The sequence below is a fragment of the Micromonospora sp. AMSO1212t genome (genome assembly GCF_008868145.1).
Lineage (GTDB): Bacteria > Actinomycetota > Actinomycetes > Mycobacteriales > Micromonosporaceae > Micromonospora > Micromonospora tulbaghiae.
Map to the genome: position 1 here is coordinate 17,917 of NZ_WBKS01000041.1, position 22,910 is coordinate 40,826.

Annotated in this window: 27 protein-coding genes; 10 read left to right on the forward strand and 17 right to left on the reverse strand. The window is 72.8% G+C overall.

The features are described from left to right. Positions 1-5 precede the first annotated feature (5 nt). Together F8279_RS13490 and F8279_RS13495 are read left to right on the forward strand one after the other, a co-directional pair. Positions 6-434 (forward strand): Fur family transcriptional regulator, encoded by a 429-nt coding sequence (locus F8279_RS13490; protein ID WP_091415147.1) that lies wholly within the window; start codon positions 6-8, stop codon positions 432-434. Between the two features lie 80 nt (positions 435-514). After that, positions 515-1,366, forward strand: coding sequence for an oxygenase MpaB family protein (locus tag F8279_RS13495; protein ID WP_091415144.1), 852 nt, complete (start codon positions 515-517; stop codon positions 1,364-1,366). A 13-nt stretch (positions 1,367-1,379) separates the two neighbouring features. Here F8279_RS13495 and F8279_RS13500 read toward each other — a convergent pair whose 3' ends face one another. From F8279_RS13500 to F8279_RS13545, 11 genes are all read right to left on the reverse strand, one after another. Further along, positions 1,380-2,213 (reverse strand): PD-(D/E)XK nuclease family protein, encoded by an 834-nt coding sequence (locus tag F8279_RS13500; protein WP_225853266.1) that lies wholly within the window; start codon positions 2,211-2,213, stop codon positions 1,380-1,382. Between the two features lie 129 nt (positions 2,214-2,342). Then, the gene (locus tag F8279_RS13505) at positions 2,343-2,957 is read right to left on the reverse strand and encodes a MarC family protein (protein ID WP_091416190.1); all 615 of its coding nucleotides are present in this window, start codon (positions 2,955-2,957) and stop codon (positions 2,343-2,345) included. Between the two features lie 31 nt (positions 2,958-2,988). Further along, a complete protein-coding gene (locus F8279_RS13510) occupies positions 2,989-3,855 on the reverse strand; it encodes a PHP domain-containing protein (protein WP_151500110.1) in 867 nt (288 codons plus the stop codon). A 10-nt stretch (positions 3,856-3,865) separates the two neighbouring features. Continuing rightward, positions 3,866-5,083, reverse strand: coding sequence for a hypothetical protein (locus tag F8279_RS13515; RefSeq protein ID WP_225853264.1), 1,218 nt, complete (start codon positions 5,081-5,083; stop codon positions 3,866-3,868). A gap of 56 nt (positions 5,084-5,139) precedes the next feature. Then, positions 5,140-5,850, reverse strand: a complete 711-nt coding sequence (locus tag F8279_RS13520; RefSeq protein WP_151500112.1) for a SigE family RNA polymerase sigma factor — start codon at positions 5,848-5,850, stop codon at positions 5,140-5,142. 92 nt (positions 5,851-5,942) lie between these two features. Next, positions 5,943-6,800: a PH domain-containing protein gene (locus tag F8279_RS13525; protein ID WP_091415127.1), complete on the reverse strand. Its 858-nt coding sequence runs from the start codon at positions 6,798-6,800 to the stop codon at positions 5,943-5,945. A gap of 6 nt (positions 6,801-6,806) precedes the next feature. Further along, positions 6,807-6,965: a hypothetical protein gene (locus F8279_RS30290; RefSeq protein WP_013283898.1), complete on the reverse strand. Its 159-nt coding sequence runs from the start codon at positions 6,963-6,965 to the stop codon at positions 6,807-6,809. Between the two features lie 118 nt (positions 6,966-7,083). After that, complete coding sequence (locus F8279_RS13530; RefSeq protein WP_307800052.1) at positions 7,084-7,782, reverse strand: DUF6758 family protein; 699 nt, start codon at positions 7,780-7,782, stop codon at positions 7,084-7,086. Positions 7,783-7,873: 91 nt separating this feature from the next. Then, positions 7,874-8,497: an RNA methyltransferase gene (locus F8279_RS13535; RefSeq protein ID WP_091415122.1), complete on the reverse strand. Its 624-nt coding sequence runs from the start codon at positions 8,495-8,497 to the stop codon at positions 7,874-7,876. Positions 8,498-8,532: 35 nt separating this feature from the next. Continuing rightward, entirely contained in the window at positions 8,533-9,024 is a 492-nt protein-coding gene (locus F8279_RS13540) for a hypothetical protein (RefSeq protein ID WP_091416184.1), read from the reverse strand. Between the two features lie 94 nt (positions 9,025-9,118). Continuing rightward, positions 9,119-9,634, reverse strand: a complete 516-nt coding sequence (locus tag F8279_RS13545) for a MaoC family dehydratase (protein WP_013283894.1) — start codon at positions 9,632-9,634, stop codon at positions 9,119-9,121. Between the two features lie 547 nt (positions 9,635-10,181). Between F8279_RS13545 and trxA the strand changes: the two genes are divergently transcribed. The 3 genes from trxA to F8279_RS13560 all read left to right on the forward strand — a co-directional run bounded on the left by trxA (position 10,182) and on the right by F8279_RS13560 (position 13,143). Further along, on the forward strand, positions 10,182-10,544 hold the full coding sequence (gene trxA / locus F8279_RS13550; protein WP_091415120.1) for a thioredoxin: 363 nt from the start codon (positions 10,182-10,184) through the stop codon (positions 10,542-10,544). A gap of 105 nt (positions 10,545-10,649) precedes the next feature. Next, positions 10,650-12,695, forward strand: coding sequence for an intein-containing Rv2578c family radical SAM protein (locus F8279_RS13555; protein WP_151500118.1), 2,046 nt, complete (start codon positions 10,650-10,652; stop codon positions 12,693-12,695). Between the two features lie 40 nt (positions 12,696-12,735). Continuing rightward, a complete protein-coding gene (locus tag F8279_RS13560; RefSeq protein ID WP_091415115.1) occupies positions 12,736-13,143 on the forward strand; it encodes a CoA-binding protein in 408 nt (135 codons plus the stop codon). On the opposite strand, the gene F8279_RS13565 is transcribed toward F8279_RS13560, so the two are convergent. Continuing rightward, complete coding sequence (locus F8279_RS13565; protein WP_151500113.1) at positions 13,100-13,756, reverse strand: TetR/AcrR family transcriptional regulator; 657 nt, start codon at positions 13,754-13,756, stop codon at positions 13,100-13,102. The two genes, F8279_RS13560 and F8279_RS13565, sit on opposite strands and share 44 nt — an antisense overlap. 87 nt (positions 13,757-13,843) lie before the next feature. Between F8279_RS13565 and F8279_RS13570 the strand changes: the two genes are divergently transcribed. Then, the gene (locus tag F8279_RS13570) at positions 13,844-14,497 is read left to right on the forward strand and encodes a hypothetical protein (RefSeq protein WP_091415108.1); all 654 of its coding nucleotides are present in this window, start codon (positions 13,844-13,846) and stop codon (positions 14,495-14,497) included. Between the two features lie 9 nt (positions 14,498-14,506). On the opposite strand, the gene F8279_RS13575 is transcribed toward F8279_RS13570, so the two are convergent. Further along, positions 14,507-15,703, reverse strand: a complete 1,197-nt coding sequence (locus F8279_RS13575; protein WP_151500114.1) for an acyl-CoA dehydrogenase family protein — start codon at positions 15,701-15,703, stop codon at positions 14,507-14,509. 172 nt (positions 15,704-15,875) lie between these two features. Between F8279_RS13575 and F8279_RS13580 the strand changes: the two genes are divergently transcribed. Beyond that, complete coding sequence (locus F8279_RS13580) at positions 15,876-16,277, forward strand: DUF4190 domain-containing protein (RefSeq protein ID WP_091415105.1); 402 nt, start codon at positions 15,876-15,878, stop codon at positions 16,275-16,277. Positions 16,278-16,280: 3 nt separating this feature from the next. Here the strand turns inward: F8279_RS13580 and F8279_RS13585 are convergent, their stop codons facing one another. After that, positions 16,281-17,132 carry an SDR family NAD(P)-dependent oxidoreductase gene (locus tag F8279_RS13585; protein ID WP_225853265.1) on the reverse strand — a complete coding sequence of 284 codons (852 nt, stop codon included), beginning with the start codon at positions 17,130-17,132 and terminating at the stop codon, positions 16,281-16,283. Positions 17,133-17,287: 155 nt separating this feature from the next. On the opposite strand from F8279_RS13585, the gene F8279_RS13590 reads away from it, so the two are divergent. Continuing rightward, a complete protein-coding gene (locus F8279_RS13590) occupies positions 17,288-17,851 on the forward strand; it encodes a DUF4190 domain-containing protein (protein WP_091415098.1) in 564 nt (187 codons plus the stop codon). Between the two features lie 44 nt (positions 17,852-17,895). Here the strand turns inward: F8279_RS13590 and F8279_RS13595 are convergent, their stop codons facing one another. Continuing rightward, a complete protein-coding gene (locus F8279_RS13595) occupies positions 17,896-18,852 on the reverse strand; it encodes a CoA ester lyase (protein WP_091415094.1) in 957 nt (318 codons plus the stop codon). A 124-nt stretch (positions 18,853-18,976) separates the two neighbouring features. On the opposite strand from F8279_RS13595, the gene F8279_RS13600 reads away from it, so the two are divergent. Together F8279_RS13600 and F8279_RS13605 are read left to right on the forward strand one after the other, a co-directional pair. Then, positions 18,977-19,801 (forward strand): SDR family NAD(P)-dependent oxidoreductase, encoded by an 825-nt coding sequence (locus F8279_RS13600; protein WP_175438608.1) that lies wholly within the window; start codon positions 18,977-18,979, stop codon positions 19,799-19,801. Positions 19,802-19,818: 17 nt separating this feature from the next. Continuing rightward, a complete protein-coding gene (locus tag F8279_RS13605; RefSeq protein ID WP_091415088.1) occupies positions 19,819-20,106 on the forward strand; it encodes a hypothetical protein in 288 nt (95 codons plus the stop codon). Between the two features lie 3 nt (positions 20,107-20,109). Here the strand turns inward: F8279_RS13605 and F8279_RS30880 are convergent, their stop codons facing one another. Both F8279_RS30880 and F8279_RS13615 read right to left on the reverse strand, forming a co-directional pair. Then, positions 20,110-22,245, reverse strand: coding sequence for an APC family permease (locus F8279_RS30880; RefSeq protein WP_305069405.1), 2,136 nt, complete (start codon positions 22,243-22,245; stop codon positions 20,110-20,112). A gap of 119 nt (positions 22,246-22,364) precedes the next feature. Further along, positions 22,365-22,910, reverse strand: a 546-nt coding sequence (locus F8279_RS13615; protein WP_151500116.1) for a DMT family transporter, incomplete at its 5' end; no start/stop codon positions are given.

Consider the following 22,910-nt stretch of genomic DNA (forward strand, 5'->3'; position numbering starts at 1 on the left):
GATCCATGTCCACAGGTGAGGAGCTGCTCCGGTCGAGGGGCCTACGGGTCACCCGGCCGCGTCTCGCCGTGCTGGACGTGCTCTCCGCCGGCGGTCACCTGGAGGTCGACGAGATCACCCGGCGGGTCCGCCAGCGGATCGACTCGGTCTCCACCCAGGCCGTCTACGACGTGCTCGGCGCCCTGTCCCGGGCCGGGCTGTCCCGCCGGATCGAGCCGGCCGGCAGTCCCGCGCGGTACGAGGCGCGGGTCGGCGACAACCACCACCACGTGGTGTGCCGGGGCTGCGGTGAGATCGCCGACGTGGACTGCGCGGTCGGCAGCGCCCCCTGCCTGGACCCGAACGTGGCGCACGGCTTCGAGCTGGACGAGGCGGAAGTGACCTTCTGGGGCCTCTGCCCGGCCTGCCGGTCCCGGCGCTCCGCCGACGACTGACCGGCGGCCGAGGACGGCCGCACCCACGACTGACGGCCGCACCGAGGACGCCCGGCGACGGCGCGTGGCACTCTTGATCGGTGGACACCGAAGATCTCGGCCTCTTCGGTCCGGGATCGGTCACGTGGAAGGTGCACGAGGAACCGATCCTGATCGTCGCCGGCCTGCGCTCGCTCTACCTCCAGGCGCTGCACCCGCGCGCGATGGCCGGCGTCGCGCAGAACAGCAACTACCGCACCGACGCCTGGGGGCGGCTGGTCCGCACGGCGAACTACGTGGGGACGACGATCTACGGCACCACCGCCGAGGCGGAGGCGGCCGGGCGACGGCTGCGTACGCGGCACGCCCGGATGCGCGCCACCGACCCGTTCACCGGTGAGGAGTTCCGCGTCGACGCTCCGGAGCTGCTGCGCTGGGTGCACGTCACCGAGGTCGAGTCGTTCGTCAGCACCGCCCGGCGTGCCGGTCTGGCGCTCACCGACGACGAGGTGGACGGCTACTACACCGAGCAGCGCCGGTCGGCGGCCCTGGTCGGGCTGGACCCGGACGACGTACCGGGCACCGCCGCCGAGGTGGCTGACTACTACCGGGACGTACGCCCGCAGTTGCGGATGACCCGGGAGGCGGCCGAGACCGCGTTGTTCCTGACCGCGCCGCCGATCCCGTGGAAGGTCAGCCTGCCGGCGCGGGTCGGCCTGAACCTGGGGCCGCCGCGCTGGGCGTACCTGGGGATCGCGGCCACCGCGCTGGGGATGCTGCCGCCGTGGGCGTTGCGGCTCTACGGCGGGCTGGGCCTGCCCACCACCGCGCTGTCGGCGGACCTGAGCGCGCGGGCGCTGCGACTGGCGCTGGCGGCGGTGCCCCGGCGCTACCGGGAGGGCCCGTTGCAGCAGGCCGCCAAGGAACGCGCCGCCCGCCTGACCGCGGCGTGACGGCGCCGCGCACTCACTGCGGCTCGGCGAACCGCTCGACGGCGGACCAGGGCTCCTTGCCCGGGGTCTGCGCGCCGGTCGGGCAGGTACGCCGGTAGTCGCACCAGCCGCACCGCGGACCCGGCTCGGTGGGGAACGCCGCGTCGGGGTCGATGCCGTCGGCCACCGCGCGCTCGGCGGCCATGATGTCGCGGGCGGTGTCCTCCGCGCGGGTGAGCTGCCGGTGCAGGGACTCCGGCGTGTGCTCGTGGGCGGCGACAGTGCCGGTGGGCAGGTGGTGCAGCTCGACCCGGCGGCACGGCTTGCGGAACACCCGCTCGGCCGCGTACGCGTAGAGCGCGAGCGCCTGCGAGCCGCGCGCGTCGTCGGCGTCGAGCCCGGTGCGGCCGGTCTTGTAGTCGACGATGACCAGCTCGGGCCGCCCGTCCGGGCCGGGACGCGAGTCGATCCGGTCGGTGCGGCCGTTGAACGCGAGCACAGCGGTCTTGACCGCGACGACCCGCTCCACGCCGACCGGCTCGTCGGCCGGGTCGAGGCCCGCCACGTAGCTCTCCAGCCAGGTCAGCGCGCGCCGGAACGCGTCACGCTCCTGCTCGTCGTCGCGGTAGCCCTCGCGGACCCAGGTGCCCTTGAGCAGCGTGCCGAGCACCTCGGGGCGGCGGCGGTCGAGGGCCAGCGCGTACCAGTTCTTCAGCGCGGTGTGGACGCTCGCGCCGAGCGAGTTGTGCGCCCACGGCGGGCCCTTCGGCGGCGCGGGCCGGTCCACGTAGGCGTAGCGGTAGCGGCGGGGGCAGTCCGCGTACGCGCCGAGTTTGCTCGGGGTGCAGACGAACAGGCGTTCCGGCATGCCCTCGAACCCGAGCTGCTCGGCCTGCTCGGCGCGGGGTCGGGGAGCCCGGGAGCCGGTGGGGCCGGCTGCTGACGGTCGTCGCACCCCTGAGATCCTGCCACCCCGGTACGACAGCGGACGAAGCGCTCAGGCGTTGTTGAGGTACTGGGTCACGAACGCGGCGATCGCGTCGGCGATGAGCTGCACGGCGATGGCGGCCAGCAGCAGGCCGGCGATCCGGGTCAGCACCTCGATGCCGCCGGGGCGCAGCACCTTGACGATCCCGCCGGAGAAGCGCAGCACCACCCAGACGGTCACCATCACCGCGACGATGGCCAGCCCGATGGCCAGGTAGTCGACGGGACCGCCGGCCTGCTGCACGAACAGCATGGTCGCCACGATGGCACCCGGCCCGGCCAGCAGCGGGGTGCCGAGCGGCACCAGTGCGATGTTCGAGGTGACCTGCTGGCTCGGGTCGTCCGCCTTGCCGGTCAGCAGCTCCAGCGCGACCAGGATCAGCAGCAGGCCGCCCGCCGCCTGGAGGGCGGGCAGGTCGACGTGCAGGTACGCCAGGATCGTCTGCCCCGCCACCGCGAAGATCACGATGACCCCGAGCGCCAGCGCCACGGCCTGCCAGGCGGCCCGGTTCCGGTCGCGTGCGGGCAGCGGCCCGGTCAGCGCGAGGAAGATGGGCATCATTCCGGGCGGGTCGACGATCACCAGCAGGGTCACGAAGACCTCGCCGAAGAGCTTGAGATCCACGCGCACACGGTAGCCGTGCCGTCGGAGCGCTTCAGCCTGAAGCGACGGGGGTCACCCCGCGGGCCAGCGCGACGATCCGCTCGTACGCCTCGGGCCCGGTGGTGTACGCGCCGAGCCGCACGGTCTTGTGCGTGCCGTGGAAGTCGGACGAGCCGGTGACCAGCAGTCCCAGGTCGGCGGCGAGCCCGCGGACGTGCTCCCGCTCGGCCGGGTCGTGGTCCTCGTGGTCGGCCTCCAGCCCGGCCAGGCCGGCCGCCGCCAGGTCCGCGATCAGCTCGTCCGGCACGATCCGGCCGCGCCGGCTGGCCTTCGGGTGGGCGAAGACGGGCACGCCGCCTGCCGCCCGCACCAGCGCCACCGCCTGGAACACCTCGATGTCGTCCTTCGGCAGCCGGTACCGCTCGCCGAGCCAGTCCGGTCCGAACGCCTCGGTGGTGGTGGCGACCAGACCGGCGCGGATCAGCGCCTGCGCGATGTGCGGGCGGCCGACGGTGCCGCCGCCCGCGCCGGTCAGGATCTCCGTCCAGCTCACCGGGATGCCGTCGGCCTGGAGCAGCCGGACGATGCGCTCGCCGCGTTCCTCGCGGGCCCGGCGGACCCGGGCCAGCTCCGCGGCCAGGTGCGGCTCGGCCGGGTCGAACAGGTAGGCGAGCAGGTGCAGCGGGATCGCCGGTTCGGCGCCGAACCAGCGGCACGAGATCTCCGCGCCGCGGATCAGGGTGAGGCCGGGCGGCAGGGCGGCGACGGCCGGCGCCCACCCCGCGGTGGTGTCGTGGTCGGTGAGTGCCACCACGTCGAGCCCCGCGTCGGCGGCGGCCCGGACCAGTTCGGCGGGCGTCAGGGTGCCGTCGCTGGCGGTGGAGTGGGTGTGCAGGTCGATGCGGGCGGGGACGCTCACCCGCCCGACGCTACGCCCCGTCGGGCACCGTGGGGACGTCGGCCACCACCACCGGGTGGTCCTCCGGCGCCAGCCCTTCGACCTTCGAGGCCGTGGGCCGGTCACCGGCCAGCACCCGCTCGGGCTTGACCCGGACCAGCCCGCCGCTCGCGTCCACGTGCAGCGCCACGCCGCCCCGGGTCCAGGCCACGCCGGCGGCCAGCACCGGGCCGGCCGGGTGGGTGACCGGGCTGGCCGGGTCGGCCAGGTCCACCAGGAGGGCGGTGCGCGAGGTGCCGTTCGCGAGCAGCCACCGGCCGTCGGAGGAGACGGCGCCGAGTCCGTCGGTGGCCAGCTTCAGGCCGCACCCGGTACGCACCGGGGCGAGGTCGCGGGCCGGGTCGAGCAGGGCCAGGCAGTGCTGCTGATCCCGGCCGGCGGCGACCAGCGCGACCACCCGGCCGTCGGGGCGGGTGCCGTAGACCGCGCGTACGTCCGGGTTCACCGGGCCCGGCTGCCCGCCCAGCGCGCGGTCCCAGACGCTCATCCCGCCGTCGCCGGAGTGCTGGATCAGCACGGAGTCGCCGGCGAAGCCGACCGGCACGGCGCCGTCCGGCGCGGCGGTCCGGACCGGCGCGATGAGCTGGCCGGCGACCACACCGGCGGCGATCACGTCGGGGCCGTCCCGCCAGGCCACCTGGCGGCCGTCCGGGGAGACCGCGACCGCGTCCGCGGCGGCGAGCATGACCTGCGGCGCGGCGCCACCGACCGGCGCCCACCAGAGGGTACGGCCGGCGACGGTGGCCGCCGAGGTGAGCAGCCAGCCCTCCTGGTCGTGGATCCGCTGGGCCCGTTCGACGCCGCTCACACCGGGCAGCTGTCGCCGTTCGCCGCCGCTGGTGTCCAGCCGGTCACCGACGAGCAGGTCGAGTTCGGTGCGGACCGGCCCGAAACGGGTGATCGAGGACGGCCCGGAGGGCTCCGGGGACGGGAAGAGGACGGGCGGGTCGCCGAGCACCACAGTGGGCGTGCCGCCGTCGACGCCGGACGCGCTGAACTGCGCCACCCCGGTCGTGATGAACACGGTGGCGACCCCGGCCAGGGCCAGGCCGGTGAGCGTACGTCGCCGGCCCCTGCGCCGCGCCCGGCGCAGGATCTCGCCGGCCGGGTCGGCGGGCAGCGGGCGGGACGTCGCGACGCGGCGGGTCAGGGTCTCCCGCAGCGCCCGCTCCAGCTCGTCGTCGCTCACGGGGAATGGACGCTCCGGGCTGCCCGTCCGGTTGTCGCAGTGGTGCCCGGTGCCGCTCATCGGCTCTCCGCCGGGATCGGGACCGCGGGGCGCGCCGGAGCCGTGGGTGGGACCGGTCGGGGCACCCGGGCGGCGGGCCGTCGCACCGGGGTACCCGTCGGCTCGGCACCCCGGCCCGGCGGGACGGACCGGCGGGCCGCTGCGGGCGCGGTCGGGGCGGACGGGTTCGCCGCGGGCGCGTCGGCCGGCGTGGGCAGGCTCAGGGCCGCTTCGGAGCCGAGCCGGCGGCGCAGCGTGTTCAGCGCCCGGGAGGTCTGGCTCTTGACCGTGCCCGGGGAGATCTCCAGCAGCGCGGCGGTCTGCGCCTCGGACATGTCCTCGTAGAAGCGCAGCACCAGCACCGCCCGCTGCCGGGCCGGCAGCGCCTGGAGGTGCCGCCAGAGCGCGTCCCGGTCGAGTTGCTGCTCGATCTCGTCGACACCGGCGCGCTCCGGCAGCACCTCGGTGGGGCGCTCGCCGTGCCAGCGACGCCGCCACCAGCTGGTGGACGTGTTGACCATGACCCGGCGGGCGTACGGCTCGATGGCGTCGATCCCGCCGAGCCGCTTCCAGGCGAGGTAGGTCTTGGTCAGGGCGGTCTGGAGCAGGTCCTCGGCGGTGGCCCAGTCACCGGCGAGCAGGTACGCGGTGCGCAGCAGTGCGCCGGACCGGGCCGCGACGAATTCGCGGAACTCCTCCTCCAGCGGATCTCTGCTCACCACGCTCATCTCCCCCCGTCCTGCCTGGCAGAATGCCACGGCCGGGCCGGTCGGGTCGATGGCGGAAGGTGTGCAGTCATCCGATGTTCGGACGAAAAGCTTCAGGCTCCGTCGTCGGCCTTGGCCTCGTCGGCCTCCTTGCCCAGCCGTGCCTCGACCGCCTGCGGCTCGTACATCTCCTCGACCACACGCAGGTAGAGCTCGTTCGGGTTGGGCAGGTTCTTGATCACCCGGAGCGCCTGTTCCTGGCCGGCGGACTCCAGCACGAACGTGCCGTAGTTGAGGGCGCGGCCGGTCGGGCTCTGCTCGTACTTCATGTCGGTGACCCGGGTGAGCGGCATCATCGCGACCTGCCGGGTGATGATGCCGGCGACCACCATCACCCGTTTGTTGGTGAGGATGAACCGGTCGTACCACCAGTCGGCGACCCGCCAGGCGACCCAGCCCATCACGCCGAACCAGAGCAGCACGGCGACAGTGGTCAGCGCGCCGACGTCCCGACCGGCGAGGAAGCCGGAAAGGTAGCCGAGCACGAACGTGGCCGCGACGCCGACGATGATCGGGGTGGTGAGATGGATCCAGTGCCGCTTCCACTCGCCCCGGTAGCGCTCGGTGGGGAAGAGGTAGCGCGCGACGAGTGAGCTGGGCTCGTCCTCCAGCGGCAGCACCCGGCGCGGTGCCATGCCGGTGGCGTCGGCCCGCAGCCCGGCCAACTCCTCCTCGGAGATGGGCTGCTCCGGAAAACCCTCCGGGTCACGCGCCCAGGCGCGGCTGGAGCGCCCCTCGCCGGCATAGGCGCCGCCGTAGCCGGCGTCGTCCGGATCCCCGCCGTAGGGGCCGGGGCCGTAGGCGCTGGGAGGGTCGTCCGGGTCGATCCGGGGGATCGGCTCGGTGTCGCGCTCCCGGCGGGCCCGGTCGGGGTCGTCCGGGTCGAAGGGTGGACCGGAGGGGCTTCCCATGGGCGGCTAGGCGACGAGGTTGGTGAAGAAGTCGCCGAAGCCCTGCGCGATGTCCATGATGCCGCCGCCGAGAGACTTGAAGACGTCGGCGGCAGAGTTGGGCCGGTACGCAACAAAGAAGATCAAGAATGCGATGCCGGCCCAGGTGAGGACCTTCTTGACCATAGCGGGCCATCCTCTCGCGCGGCGCCGGGTCCGTTTACCGCAGCGGCACCCAGAGTATCAGCATGGTGTCTTACCGTGAATATCTGCGTCCGCTCTCCGACTCGCCGTGGCGAGCCGGTCAGGCCCGCCCGTGCAGGTACGGAGATGGTGCGCCGTACACGAGTTCGGGTGGTGTCCACTCGGTGAGGTCGTGCAGCACGACTTCTTCCGCGAGGAGGTGACCCGCACTCGCCGGCCAGGCTATCGCATGGAGCCACATTCCCCGAGCCTCGCCGGCGTACGCGCTTCGATCTGTTTCGGAGCGGACGAGCCACAGTGGAGTCGGATGACCGTCCACCCGGATCTTCGCGTGCGGCAGCCGCTCGGGATGACCAGGGCCGGGATCGGTCAGCGCCTCCTCCACCTGCGGGCCGGGGTCGGGTCCGGGCAGTCCCGCGTAGCGGGAACCGAGGCCGACGCCGGGTTCCTCGGCGACGAAGATCAGGTCGGCCGGCCCACCGTCCAGGGGGGCCGGTCCGGCGCAGGCGACCAGCGTCGCCCGTACGCCCGCTCGGTCGTCGCCCGCCCACGCCACGCCGGTGAGCGTCCAGCCCGGCGGGAGCGGCCACGGACACCACAGCGGCATCCGGAGCCGGTCGGCCGGGTCGGGGTCGGCGGCCATCCGGTCCACCACGCTGGCCATGATCTCGGCGCTGATGTGCTCCGGCACGTGCAGCGGCGCGACCGGGCCGCAGCGTACGCACCGGTGCTCGGCGTGCATCAGGTCCGGCTCGCGCACCGGGCCCGCACATCTCGGACAACTCACCGCGACAGTCACACCCTCACCGTCGCCCCGGACCCGCGAGGCGTCAAGCGGGGCGGGCCGACGAGCGTGGGATTTCCGTCCGGCGGTGGACCCACGCGGCGTTTCAGTCCGGCGGCGGCCCGGCGTACGACCGGATCCAGGCGTGCATGGCGATGCCGCTGGCCACACCCGCGTTGATGGACCGGGTCGAGCCGTACTGGGCGATGGAGAACAGTGCGTCGCAGGCCGACCGGGCCACCGCCGACAGCCCCGGCCCCTCCTGACCGAACAGGAGCACGCATCGGCGCGGCAGCACGGCCGTCTCCATCGGCCGGGAGCCGGGCAGGTTGTCGATCCCGACCACCGCCAGCCGTTCGTCGCGCGCCCACGCGACGAACTCCTCGATCGTCGGATGGTGCCGGACGTGCTGGTAGCGATCGGTCACCATGGCGCCCCGCCGGTTCCACCGCCGCCGTCCGACGATGTGCACCTCGGCGGCGAGGAAGGCGTTGGCGTTGCGGACCACGGTGCCGATGTTGAAGTCGTGCTGCCAGTTCTCGATCGCCACGTGGAAGTCGTGCCGGCGCCGGTCCAGGTCGGCCACCACGGCCTCGCGCCGCCAGTAGCGGTAGCGGTCCACCACGTTGCGCCGGTCTCCGGCGGCGAGCAGCTCCGGGTCGTAGCGCGGGTCGTCCGGCGGGTCACCGGGCCACGGCCCCACACCCACGTCGAGCTGGTCGTCGGTCACGGTCTGCAGAGGGTACGGCCCGGCGGCGTCCCCGGTCAGCGCAGGTCGAGCGCGCCGCCCAGCCGGTCGAGGAAACGCGTGTCGGCGGGGCTCGGTGTGGTCTCCCCGGCCCGGCACACCCGGGCGGCCACCGACTCCACCCACTGCCGGTACGCCGCCGAGTCGGCCGGGTCGGCCCGGCGGCGCAGCACCCGTACCGCGGCCCGGGCGGCGGCCAGCAGGTCGACCAGGTCGGTCAGGCGCTCGTCCCGCTCGGTGGCGCCGTCGTGGCGGGCGTAGATCGCGGCCACCACGGCGCGGACGAGATCGCTGTCGAAGGCCCGGCCGGCGGCCACCGCGTCCAGGCCGGCCAGACCGGCGGCGACGCCGCGCGGCGGGCGCCCGGGCCCCGGCGAGGCGGCGGCGACGAGGACGCGGCCCGGCAGGTCGGTCAGCAGGTCCCACTCCGCCGCCGAGTAGGCGGCGGTGGTGAGTGGTGCGGCGCGGCGACCGGCGGAAGGCGGCTCTCCGGCTACGGAGTGGCTCATGGGCACCTCCAGCCCGAGCATATGCCCCCGGACGAGGTCCGGGCCCCGTCCCCGCCGAACGGAGAACGAGGCCCGGTGGCCGGAGAGTCTCAGGTCAGCGCGGCTCGGGGAAGCTGGGGCGCTCCGGGTCGACGCCGTCCGGGACGGCGGCGGCCGCGTACTCCTTCTTGGGGACCATGACCTTGCGGCGAAACACGCAGACGAGCGTGCCGTCCTGGTTGTAGCCGCGGGTCTCGACCGCAACCACGCCGCGGTCGGGCTTCGAGGCCGACTCCCGCTTGTCCAGCACCGTCGTCTCGCCGTAGATGGTGTCGCCGTGGAACGTCGGCGCGACGTGCCGCAGCGACTCGATCTCCAGGTTGGCGATCGCCTTGCCGCTGACGTCCGGCACGGACATGCCCAGCAGCAGCGAGTAGATGTAGTTGCCGACCACCACGTTGCGCTTGAACTGCGAGGCGGACTCGGCGTAGTGCGCGTCCATGTGCAGCGGGTGGTGGTTCATGGTGAGCAGGCAGAAGAGGTGGTCGTCGTACTCGGTGACCGTCTTGCCCGGCCAGTGCCGGTAGACCGCGCCGACCTCGAACTCCTCGTAGTAGCGGCCGAACTGCATCCTTGTCCCCTTCACGGGCGGCGATGGAGTTCGGCACAGCATGCCTTATCGCTTGTTAAGGCGAGGGACGGGGCGCTCGCCCGGCGGAAATGTCACACCGGGGGCTACCGAGGTCCGGACGCAATGAGCGGCGGGGCCCTCCCCGGCACCCGCCGCCCACGCTCTGATGCGAAGAATTCTGCCGTACGACCACCCGGCACCGACAGAGACGGAGGTCACATTTATCTTTTCGTAACACTACTCAAAGTAACCGACACGAGGTCGGTAAGCGATCTCCGCAGGCCGGATAGATGCTCGTCAGGCCCGAAGTTACCGATACGTAGCAGAAACAGAGCGTGATCTCCTTGGAAACGCTCCCATCACATCCCGTCACGCAAGTGCGGCATGCATTTGCGTTCCGCACGAGCGGGCCGAACAGATGGTGTTCGATGTGCCCAGGGTCACCGTCCGGGCGCTCAGCGTTTCGTCACCCCCGCGACGGGAATTCGGACGGACTGACCCTGGTTCCACCGGACGTACGACAATCCGCGGTGATCGGAGAGAGCAAATGGCAACGGTTGAGCTGACCACGGCCAACTTTGACGAGGTGACCGGGCGCGACGGGATCGTCCTGCTCGACTTCTGGGCGGACTGGTGCGGCCCGTGCAAGCGCTTCGCCCCGGTCTACGAGCGCTCCTCGGAGAAGCACCCGGAGATCGCCTTCGGCAAGGTCGACACCGAGGCGCAGCAGGAGCTGGCAGCCAAGTTCAACATCAGCTCCATCCCGACGATCATGGCTATCCGTGACGGTGTGATCGTCTTCGCCCAGCCGGGCGCGCTGCCGGAGTCGGCGCTGGAGAACCTCATCGAGCAGGTCGAGGCGCTGGACATGGACGACGTCCGCAAGAAGCTGGCCGAGCACAACCACTGACGCTCCAGACGCCGCCGGCCGGTGCCCCGCTCCGGGCACCGGCCGGCGGCGTTTCTCGTACCGGGCGGCTTGCACTTTGTTCGTACACATGTTCGAATGAACGCCATGCGCTGGGACAACCTCTCCGCTCCCCCGGACGAGGGGACTCCCGATCGGGCGGCGCCGGCGGCTCCACCCCTGCCGCTGGCGCTGCCCGGCGCCGTCACCCGCACGTTCGACACCCCGGACTTCGCCGGCATGACCTTCTACGAGGTCCAGGCCAAGTCGATCATCAACCGGGTGCCCGGCCAGTCGCGCGTGCCGTTCGAGTGGACGATCAACCCCTACCGGGGCTGCTCGCACGCCTGCGTCTACTGCCTGGGCGGCGACACACCGATCCTGATGGCCGACGGCCGCACCAAGGCGATCAGCGAGCTGGAGCCCGGCGACCGGATCTACGGCACCCGGCGGCGCGGCGCCTACCGCCACTACGTCGTGACGACAGTGCTCGACAAGTGGTCCACTGTGAAGCGCGCCTACCGGGTAACCCTGGCCGACGGCACCACGCTCGTCGCCAGCGGCGACCACCGGTTCCTGACCGAACGCGGCTGGAAGCACGTCACCGGGACCATGCGCGGCGGCGGGCGCCGTCCGCACCTGACCACCCGCAACCGGCTGCTGGGCACCGGCCGGTTCGCGGTGGCGCCGAAGCGCTCGGCCGACTACCGCCGCGGCTACCTGCACGCCCTGGTTCGTGACGACGACCCCTCCGGTCATCGACGCGACACCCGGTTCCGGCTGGCCACCGCCGAGTCCGAGGCGCTGGACCGGGCAGAGCGTTATCTGACCGACGCGGGGGTCACCGTCGAGCGGGCCACCGTCGCCCGCGTCGGGCGTCGGGCGACGACCACTGTGGTACGCACAGCCGGCCCGGCGGAGGCCGTCACCGGGCTGTGCGAGCCACCCGACGAGCCGACCGACGACTGGGCGCTGGGCTACCTGGCCGGCATGTTCGACGCCGCCGGCACATGCCACCGGGGCGTGTTCCGGATCAGCGTCGCCGACGACGAGAGCCGGGCCCGCGCGGCCGGCGCGCTGGAGCGTTTCGACTTCCGGTGGGCGCTCGACGTGCCGGGCGCCCCGGGTGCGACGCGCCAGCTCCGGCTGACCGGCGGGCTGCCGGAGCGGCTGCGCTTCTTCCACCTCACCGACCCGGCCGTCACCGCCCGGCGCTCGATCGAGGGCATGGCGCTCAAGTGCGCGGCGCGACTCCAGGTGACAGCCGTGGAGGATCTCGGCCTGGAGCTTCCGCTGTGGGACATCACCACCGGCACCGGCGACTTCATCGCCAACGGCGTGGTCAGCCACAACTGCTTCGCCCGCAACACCCACACCTACCTCGACCTGGACGCGGGCGCCGACTTCGACCGCAAGGTGATCGTCAAGGTCAACGCGGGCGAGCTGGTCCGGCGCGAGCTGGCCGCCCCGCGCTGGCGCGGCGCGCACGTCGCCATGGGCACCAACGTGGACTGTTACCAGCGGGCCGAGGGCCGCTACCGCCTGATGCCGCCGATCATCGAGGCGCTGCGGGACTTCGCCAATCCGTTCTCCATCCTGACCAAGGGCACGCTGCTGCTGCGCGACCTGCCCCTGTTGCGACAGGCGGCCGAGGTGACCCGGGTCGGGCTGTCGTACTCGGTGGGGTTCGTCGACAAGGTGCTCTGGCGGGCGGCCGAGCCGGGCACGCCGAGCCCGCGCCGTCGGCTGGACGCGGTCCGCCGGCTCACCGACGCCGGCTTCTCCGTCGGCGTGCTGATGGCGCCGATCCTGCCCGGCCTCAGCGACGACGAGGAGTCGATCGACGCCACCGTCGCGGCCGTCGCCGCCTCCGGCGCGGCGAGCGTGACGCCGCTGCCGCTGCACCTGCGGCCCGGAGCGCGGGAGTGGTACGCCCGCTGGCTGGCCCGGGAGTTCCCCCACCTGGTGCCCCGTTACCGGCAGCTCTACCAGGCCGGCTCGTACGCGCCGCAGGCGTACCAGCGGGAGGTGACCGCCCGGGTGAGGATGGCGGCACGCCGGCACGGGCTGCACCGCGGCGAGACCGGCGACAACAGGCGGCTGCCGGAGACCCCGCCGCCCGCCCCGGCCGCCGAACAGCTCTCCCTGCTCTAGCGACCGGGGGAACCCGCACCGGCGGGGCTAGTCTCGGGGAATGCGTTCCGCTCAGCAGATCCTCGCCGACTCCGCCGTGATCGCCGTCGTGGGCGCCTCCCGTGATCCGGGCAAGGCCGCGCACCGCGTGCCGCTGGAGATGCAGCGGCACGGCTGGCGGATCATCCCGGTCAACCCGACTGTGGACGAGTTGTTCGGCGAGAAGGCGTACCCGACGCTCGCCGACATCCCGCACCCGGTCGACCTGGTCGACGTGTTCCGCCCGGCCCGCGACGCGGTCGACGTGGTCCGGCAGGCGGTCGCGATCGGCGCCCCGGCGGTGTGGTTGCAGCTCGGGATCTTCTCGGACGAGGCGCGCCGGATCGCCGAGGAGGGCGGCCTCGACTACGTCGAGGACCGGTGCCTCATCGTCGAGCGGGCCGCCGCCGGCCTGACCCGTCGCGGCTGACGGCGCCGGGCGGCGGTTCAGGCCCGAAGATCAGGTCGAGGTGGGCGTCGAGCGCGGCCAACGCGGTCTCCGGCGGATAGTGACCGCCGAGCACGTAGATGCCGAGGCCTTCCATCACGGCGAGCAGCCCGACCGCGGCTCGTTCCGGGTCCACCCGGCCGGCCGCGACGAGCGGTGAGCCGGCGGCGATCTGCCCGGCCACGAAGGTCAGCAGCGCGGCCGTCTCGTCGTGCAGCGCGGCGGCCACGGCCGGCCGGACGGCGGTGTAGGCGAGGAAGGCCAGAGCCACCCGCCCGTCCGCCCGCCGGTCCTCGTCCAGCGGCAGCAGCTCGGCCAGCATGGCCCGCAGCAGCGCCCGGGGTGCCGGCGTCGCGCCGAGCGCCTCGACCGCCCTCCGGATCCGGGCCTCGTTGCGCTCGCGCACCACGGCGAGCGCGAAGACCATCATCTCGTCCCGGGTGCGGAAGTAGTGCTGCACCATCCCAGGGCTGACCTCGGCCGCCGCGGCCACGTGGCGCAGGCTGACCGCCTCCAGCCCCTGCTCGGCCGCGACCCGCATCAACGCGTCGGCGATCAGCGCGCGACGCTCCCGGTGGTCGACCCGCTTCGGCATACCCCCATGGTTTCACAATACGACTGCATTGACATGTCGCTGGCACGCGTTTTACATTGCAGTTGTATTGGAAAAAGGGGGTGCGCGATGAGGCGAGCCATCCGGCTGGCGCGGCGTGCGGTGGCGTACGAGTGGGGCATGTGGCGCAGCCTCACCCGGTGGATCCTGCGCCGCCCGTATCCGGTCGCCCCGGGCGCGGAGACGTACGCCTACGTCGGCGGCGTGCAGCCGATCCTGCTGGCCTTCATCGCCCTGTCCACGGTCGAGATCCCGGTCCTCGACGTGATCCTGCGGCACACGGTCGACCAGCCGACCGTGCGGCATGCGGCGATCGCGCTCGGCCTCTGGGGTGTGCTGTGGATGATCGGGTTGCTGGCCAGCCTCCGCATCCATCCGCACGTCGTCGACGAGGCCGGCCTGCGAGTGCGCAACGGCGTCTCGGTCGACGTCACGATCCCGTGGCACGCGGTCGCCCGGGTGGCGCTCCGCCGCCGGTCGCTGCCGTCCAGCCGGGCCGTCCAGTACGACGCGGACGACCCGGCGGTGCTCAACCTCGGCGTCGGCAGCCAGACGGCGGTCGACGTGGTGCTGCGCGAGCCGCTGTCGGTGCGGCTGCCGAAGGGGCCCAGCGAGCCGGTGCGGGAGATCCGGCTGTACGCCGACGACCCGACGGCGCTGGTCGAGCACGCGCGGCGGCACCTGCCCGCCGCCGAGCAGGCCGCGCGCCGGCCCGAGCGGTGAGCCGGGCCCTTACTGCTTGTACTGCTTGAGCAGGCCGCGCGAGATGATCGTCTTCTGGATCTCCGAGGTGCCCTCGCCGATCAGCAGGAACGGGGCCTCGCGCATCAGGCGCTCGATCTCGTACTCCTTGGAGTAGCCGTAGCCGCCGTGGATCCGGAACGCCTCCTGGACCACCTCGGCGCAGTACTCGGACGCGAGCAGCTTCGCCATGCCCGCCTCGACGTCGTTGCGCTGGCCGGCGTCCTTGAGCCGGGCCGCGTTGACCATGAGCGCGTGCGCGGCCTCGATCTTCGTACCCATCTCGGCGAGCTTGAACGCGACGGCCTGGTGCTTGGCGAGCGGTTGGCCGAAGGTGTGGCGCTGCTGGGCGTACGCAACCGCCAGCTCGAACGCCCGGATCGAGATGCCGCAGGCGCGGGCCGCGACGTTTACGCGGCCGACCTCGATGCCGTCCATCATCTGGTAGAAGCCGCGGCCGACCTTCTCCTCGCCGCCGAGCACGGCGGAGGCGGGCACCGTGACGCCGTCGAGCACCATCTCGGTGGTCTCGACGCCCTTGTAGCCCATCTTGTCGATCTTGCCGGGGATGGTCAGGCCGGGCGCGGTCTCGCCGAAGCCGGGCTCCTTCTCGAGCAGGAAGGTGCTCATGTTGCCGTAGACCGAGTCGGCCCCGGTGTCGGTCTTGACCAGGGTGGCCACCACCGAGGAGTACGCCCCGTTGGTCAGCCACATCTTCTGGCCGTTGAGGACGTAGTTGTCGCCGGCGCGGACGGCCTTCGACTTGATCGCCGAGACGTCCGAGCCGCACTCGGGCTCCGACATCGAGAACGCGCCGCGCACCTCGCCGGTGGCCATCCGGGGCAGCAGCCGGGCCTTCTGGTCGGCGGAGCCGTGCTGCGAGATCAGGTACGCCACGATGAAGTGGGTGTTGACGATGCCGGAGATCGACATCCAGCCCCGGGACAGCTCCTCGACCACGAGCGCGTAGGTCAGCAGGGACTCGCCCAGGCCGCCGTACTCCTCGTCGATGGTGAGGCCGAACAGCCCCATCTCGCGCATGCCGTCGAGGATGTCGCTCGGGTACTCGTCGGCGTGTTCCAGCCGCTGGGCGTGCGGGATGATCTCCTTGTCGGCGAACTCCCGGACGGTTTCCAGGATCGACCGCTGCACGTCGGTCAGTCCGGGTGTCTGGGCGAGTCGGGCCATCTCAGCCTCCGGGGTCGGCGCCTTACTCATGGGTAACTGAACGCTCGGTCAGTATCGGTCCCGGGACCGGCCGCGCCAAGGTGACCAGTCCACACAACCGCTGTGAAAAGGTTCACCGCTACGGGTAGCGTCCGCAAGAGAGAGGGCCGTTGACCTGGGGGAAGGGGCGCCCGTGAGTGACGAGCAGCCACCGTCGCCGTACGAGCCGCCGTCGCACGGCCAGCCGTACGGGCAACCGCAGTACGGCCAGCAGCACCCGCAGTGGGGCCAGCAGCCCCCGTACGCCCCGCAGCCGCCCTACGGCCAGTACGGGCCGCCCGGCCAGGGGCCGGGACCCCGTGGCACGAACGTGCTCGCCATCCTGTCGCTCGTCTTCGCGTTCGTCTTCGCGCCCGCCGGCATCGTCTGCGGCCACCTGGCGAAGCGGCAGATCCGGCAGACCGGCGAGGACGGCGACCAGCTCGCCAACTGGGGTCTGATCCTCAGCTACATCTTCACCGTGATCGGCATCCTGGTCTGCTGCGGCTGGATCGGGCTGGCCTTCTGGGCCAACTCCGACACCAGCGGCTACTGACGGTCAGCGGAACTGCGCCTCCCGGACGCTGTTGCCGCCGTCGACCACGAGCATCTGCCCGGTGATGTACGACGCGGCCGGCGAGCAGAGGAACGCGATCGCCGCCGCCACCTCGTCCGGCGTGCCGGGGCGCCCGACCGGCGTACCGAGCCCCTGCTTGATCTCGGCCATGGTGGACGCCGCGGTGTGGATGATGCCCGGCGCCACCGCGTTCACGGTCACCCCGTCGGCGATCATCTCCATCGCCAGCGCCCGGGTCAGGCCGACCACACCGGCCTTGGCCGCCGCGTAGGCCGCCTCGGTGGGCAGCGCGTTGACCGGCCCGGCGGTGGCCGCCAGGTTGACGATCCGGCCCCAGCCCCGCTCGGCCATGCCGCCGATGAACGCGCGGCTGCACAGGAACGCGGTGGTCAGGTTGCGGTCGATCTCGCCGCGCCACTCGTCGTACGTCAGCTGCGCCACCGGCCGCAGCACCTCCGGGCTGGCCCGGCTGGCCAGGCCCGCGTTGTTCACCAGCACCTCGACGTCGCCGAGTTGCTCGGCCACCGCGTCGGCGAGCGCGCCCACCTCCGACTCGTCGGTGAGGTCGGCGACGAAACCGGTGACACCCAACTCGCCCGCGCGTTCGTGGATGCGCCGGGTGGTGGACACGATCGCCACCCGGGCCCCCAGGTCGGACAGGCGGCGCGCGGTCGCGTACCCGATGCCGTCGGGGCTGCCCGCGCCGGTCACCAGCGCGACCCGGCCGTCCAGGCGCATGGTGGCCGGTTCCGGCAGCGGCACCGGCTGTTCGGAGTCGGCGGCCCCGACCGGCTCACCGCCGCGCGGGCGCCGCACCGACCCCGGCCGGCTCATGTCCCGTCGCGACCGACCCCCACGCGCGTCAAGTGCCATGCCGAGGATCCTGCCCGGTGCCGACCCCACGGGCAACGCGGTGGCCGGAAAGGGGGCGTCCGTGTCGCGCGCCGGATGGCTACCCTGAGCGCGACCACGTACCTGGAGATGATCAGATGACCTATCCCCCACCGTCCGGTGGCTGGCAGGACCCCTTGGCGGCCGGACAGCAGTCGAGCCCGCCGGCCGACCCGATGACGCCGATGGCCGGCAACCCCATCCCGACCCAGCCCACCTCGGCGGACCCGTACGCGTCCCCCGACCCGTACGCCGGCATGAAGTCCGCCGACCCGTACGCGGCGGCCGGTTACCCGCCGGGCGCCTATCCGCAGCCGGGTGCGTACCCGCCCCCAGGTGGCTATCCCGGATACGGGTACCCCTCCGGACCGAAGCAGAACGGCCTGGCCATCGCCGCGATGATCGTTTCGATCATCGGCGCGCTCGGCCTCTGCGGTTACGGCCTCGGCGGCTACATCGGCGTGGTGGGCGCGATCCTCGGCCACGTGTCCCGTAAGCAGATCAGGGAACGCGGCGAGGGCGGCGAGGGCTTCGCCACCGCAGGCATCATCGTCGGCTGGATCTCCACCGTGCTGGCCGTGCTGGCCACCGCAGCCATCGTGATCCTCATTGTCTGGGCGGCCAACCAGGAATCGTCCGGCTACGGCAGCACGACCTACTGAACCCGGCGGGCCGCCCCACGAACTCGGGGCGGCCCGGCGCGCGGTCAGGACGCGGGCGGGGTGAACGTGGAGGTACGGGACATGCCGGCGGCCCGGCCCTTCGCGGCGATCACCAGCGCCATCTTGCGGGACGCCTCGTCGATCATCTCGTCGCCGAGCATCACCGCGCCGAGCTTCCCGCCCGCCTCCGAGGTGTAGTAGTCGTACGCGTCGAGGATCAGCTCGGCGTGGTCGTAGTCGGCCTGCGCCGGCGAGTAGACCTCGTTCGCCGCGTCGATCTGGCCGGGGTGCAGCACCCACTTGCCGTCGAAGCCCAGCGCCGCCGAGCGCTTCGCCACCTCGCGGAACGCGTCCACGTCCCGGATCTGCAGGAACGGACCGTCGATGGCCTGCTTGTCGTGCATCCGCGCGGCCATCAGGATGCGCATGAGGATGTAGTGGTACGGGTCGCCCGGGTAGTCCGGGATCAGCGCGCCGACCACGAGCGACTTCATGTTGATCGAGGCCATGAAGTCGGCCGGCCCGAAGATGATCGTCTCGACCCGGGGCGAGGCGCCCGCGATGGCGTCCACGTTCACCAGCCCGGCCGCGTTCTCGATCTGCGCCTCGATGCCGATCCGGCCCACCTCCAGGCCGAGCGTCTTCTCGATCTGGGTGAGCAGCAGGTCCAGCCAGTGCACCTGCTCGGCGTTCTGCACCTTCGGCAGCATGATGCAGTCCAGGTTCGCCCCGGCGCCCTCGACCACCTCGATGACGTCCCGGTAGGTCCACGGCGTGGTCAGGTCGTTCACCCGGACCACCCGGGTCTTGCCGGCCCAGTCGCCCTCGTTCAGCGTCGCCACGATGTTCTTGCGCGCGTCCGGCTTGGCCAGCGGCGCGACCGCGTCCTCCAGGTCGAGGAAGACCTGGTCGGCGGGGAGGCCCTGGGCCTTGCCGAGCATTTTGACGCTGGAGCCGGGTACCGCCAGGCAGGATCGGCGGGGGCGACCGACAGCGGTCATGGATGCGCTCCTTCCAGCGTCCGGCGCGGGCGCCGGCGCAGCGGTGGATTTCGAGAACTTAACGATCCCAAAGGGCGTGGTGACGCCACGGTAACCTCGTGCCGTGACCGGGGTGAATGGACCTGTGGAAGATCTCACTGAGCGTCGGATCGTGGTGCTGACCGGGGCGAGCTCCGGCATCGGCCTGGCCGCCGCGGAGGAACTGGCGCGCCGCGGCGACCAGGTGGTGCTCGTCGGCCGCGACCCGGCCCGGCTGCGCGCCGCGGGCGAGCGCGTCCGCGAGTGCTGCGGCGAACAGCCGGAGCTGTTCCGCGCCGACTTCGCGGTGCTCGACGACGTACGCGGGCTCGCCGAACGGCTGCGCGAGCGGTACGACCGGATCGACGTGCTCGCCAACAACGCGGGCGCGATCGTGCTGGAACCGATCACCACGGTCGACGGTTTCGAGCTGAGCATGCAGGCCAACCACCTCGCCCCGTTCCTGCTCAGCAACCTGCTGCGAGACCGGATCCGGCGCATGGTGGTCACCGGCTCGGACGCGCACCGCAGCGGAGTGCTCGACCCGGACGACCTCAATTCCGCGCTGCGCTCGTACCGGCCGTTCCGCGCGTACGGCACCAGCAAGCAGGCCAACATCCTGTTCACCGCCGAGGCGGCCCGGCGCTGGCCGGAGGTGCCGGCGCACGTGTTCCACCCCGGCGTGGTGCGTACCCGCTTCGGCAACGAGAGCCGGATCGTGGCGCTGGGCATGCGGCTGCTGCCGTTCCGCAGCCCGGAGAAGGGCGCGGAGACGCTGGTCTGGCTCGCCTGCCAGGATCCGTCCCGGTTGACCGACGGCGGCTACTACGCCGACCGCAAGCCGCACCGGCCCCGGCCCAAGGCGGCCGACCCGGCGCTGGCCGCCCGGCTCTGGACGGCCAGCGCGAAAGCGGTCGGCGTCGAGGCCTGACGACACCGAGGGGACACATGACCGCGAAGCAAGAAGTCCTGCTGGTCGCGCTCGTCGACCTGAGCGCCGACGTGGACGCCGGCCGGCGGTACGAGGACGCGGTGCTGGCGCTGCTCGGCCGGCACGGCGGCCGGTTGGAACGCCGGTTGCGCACCGGGGACGGGGAGACCGAGGTGCACGTCATCCGGTTCGCCGCCCGCGCCGGGCTCGACGCGTTCCTGGTCGACCCGGACCGCGTCGCGCTGCGCGCCGAGCTGGGCGACGCCGCGCCCGTCACCCGCGTGCTCGAGGTACGCGACGTCTGAGCGTCACCGCGACACGTGCACCGGGACGCTCGTGACCACCACGCCGGGCAGCGCGCGCAACGCGACCCGTAGCCGCTGCTCGGCGCGGCTGTGCAGCAGCCGGTACCGCCGCCGGCGCAGCACCACCTCCGGCACGATCACGGTGAGCGTCAGGTCCGGGCTCGCGGCGTGCAGCGCCTCCAGGTAGTGCGCCAGCGGCCCGATCACCGACCGGTACGGCGACACGATCGTCTCCAGCCGCAGGTGGTCTCCCCAGGCCCGCCACTGTTCCCGGAACCGGTCCGCCTCGGCCTCCTCGGGAGCGAGGTGCACGGCGAGCGTCGGCCGCCCGAGTGACGTCGCGTACGCCAGCGCGCGCAGCGACGCCCGGTTCAGCCGGGCCACCGGCACGACCACCAGGTGGCGTACCTGCTGGGGCAGTTCGTCGCACTCGGCGGGCGGCGCGGACGGCGGCGGGTGCAGCGCCAGCGCGTGGTGCAGCCGGGCGTAGTGCCCGTGGATCCGGCGGAACAGCAGCACCAGCAGCGGCATGGCGAGCACCACCACCCATGCGCCCTCGGTGAACTTGGCGACCGCCGCGGTCAGCAGCACCAGCCCGGAGAGTGTCGCGCCGACCGCGTTGACCGCGAGCCGGCGGCGCCATCCCGGCCCACCGTGGCGCCGCCAGTGCACCACCATCCCGGTCTGGGACAGCGTGAAGGCGAGGAACACGCCGACCGCATAGAGCGGGATCAGCCGCTCGGTGTGCCCGCCGAACGCCACGAACACCACCGCGGCGGTCAGCGCCAGCGCCACCAGCCCGTTGCTGAACGCCAGCCGGTCGCCCATGTGCAGGAACCGGCGCGGCGCGTGCCCGTCCCGGGCCATGAAGAACAGCAGCCGGGGGAAGTCGTTGAACGCCGTGTTCGCGGCCAGCAGCAGGATCAACGCGGTGGTGGCCTGGAGGATCGCGTACCAGGGCCCGCTCGGGAACGTCATCCGGCCGAGCTGGGACAGCAGCGTCTCGTCGGCCCGGGGCACCAGGCCGTCGAGGTGGATCAGCCCGACCAGGCCGGCGAACAGCGTGACCAGCATGGCGACCATCCAGCCGAGCGTGGTGCGGGCGTTGCGCCACTCGGTCGGCCGGAACGCGGGCACCGCGTTCGAGACCGCCTCGATGCCGGTCATGGACACCGCGCCGGAGGAGAACGCCCGCAGCACCAGCAGCAGCCCCAGGCCCTCGGCGGCGGGCACCGACGGCGGCGGCACTGGCGCGAAACCCCGCGAGGCGGCCTTGGCGTACCCCACCGCCAGCACCGCGACCAGCACCACCACGAACGCGTACGTGGGCAGCACGAAGATGTTCCCGGCGGTGCGTACGCCGCGCAGGTTGCCGGCGAGCAGCAGGGCGATCACCAGCACCCCGAGCGGCACCGCCCACGAGCTGAGACCTGGTAGCGCCGAGGTGACCGCGTGCACCCCGGCGGCCACCGACACCGACACGGTCAGCACGTAGTCGAGCATCAGCCCGGCCGCGGCGGCGAGTCCCGGCGTACGACCGAGGTTGTCCCCCGCGACGATGTAGGAGCCGGCGCCGTGCGGATAGGCCGGAATGGTCTGCCGGTAGGAGAGGCCGACCGCGACCATCAGCACCACCAGCACCGCTGCGAGCGGCAGGGCCAGCCCGAGCGCGGCGCTCCCGGCCAGCACCAGCACCACGAGCATCGCCTCCGGCCCGTACGCCACGGAGCTGAGCAGGTCCGAGGAGAGCACCGGCAGCGCGACCAGCTTGCGCATCCGCTCGTACAGCACCGATGCGCTGGACAGCGGCGGTCCGAGCAGGGCCCGGCGTAACCGGGTGGCCGCCCGGCCGGCCCGGTCGCCGGGCAGGTCGGCCGCACCGGTGGCGACCAGCTCGTCCGGCTGCGCCACTGTGAACATGTCGATCGGTGCCAGCCGGCCGAATCGGGTGGGCGCCGGGTGGTGGTCGTGCCGCCCCAGCGTCGGGTCGACCGGCAGGTCGTCGGCGCGGCGCGGGCCGCGCCAGCGCTCACCGATCCGGCCGAGCGCCGCCCGTTCCTCGTCGCCGAGCGGCGGGAACTCGGCCGAGGGCGTGACGACGGTCCCCGCCTCCGCCGCTTCGTCCCGGTCCGCCCCCACCCTGAGCACTTTCGTGCAAACCGGACGGCCCGGTGGCCGGAACGGCGCGACTTCGCCCCGACCGGCGCGGCGGCCCGCTCGTGCTCGGTGGCCGCGCTCAGGCGCGAGGGCCGCGTCGTTCAGTCGCCGAGCGGTGTCGGGTCGGCCGGTGCCGCGACCGGGGCGGCCCGACGGCCGGCCCGTGCTCCGCCGAGCACCACCACTGCCACGCCGGCCAGCAGCAGCGCCAGGCCCGGCAGCGCCAGCGGCCGGGGCAACTGCCCCAGCCACACCCAGCCGATCAGCGCCGCGCCCGGCGCCTCCAGCAGGATCAGCACGCTGACCGTGGTCGCGGAGACCCGGTTCAGGGCGTAGTTGAACATCGAGTGGCCGAGCAGCTGGGCGCCCGCCACCAGGCCGAGGATCGCCAGCCAGGTCGCGCCGTCGAAGCCGTGCAGGCGTACCCCGCCGGCCAGGCACACCACGAGCAGGATCGCCGCGCAGACGCCGTAGCAGACGGTGGTGTAGGTGGTGGTGCTGATCGTGGCCCGGGCCCGCTCGCCGAAGGCGGTGTAGACGGCCGCGAACAGGCCGCCGACCACCGCCAGCAGGTCACCGGCGAACGCCCGGCCGGAGACGCCGAAGTCGGCGCCGGTGGCGAGCACCGCGCCGAGCACCGCCACCGT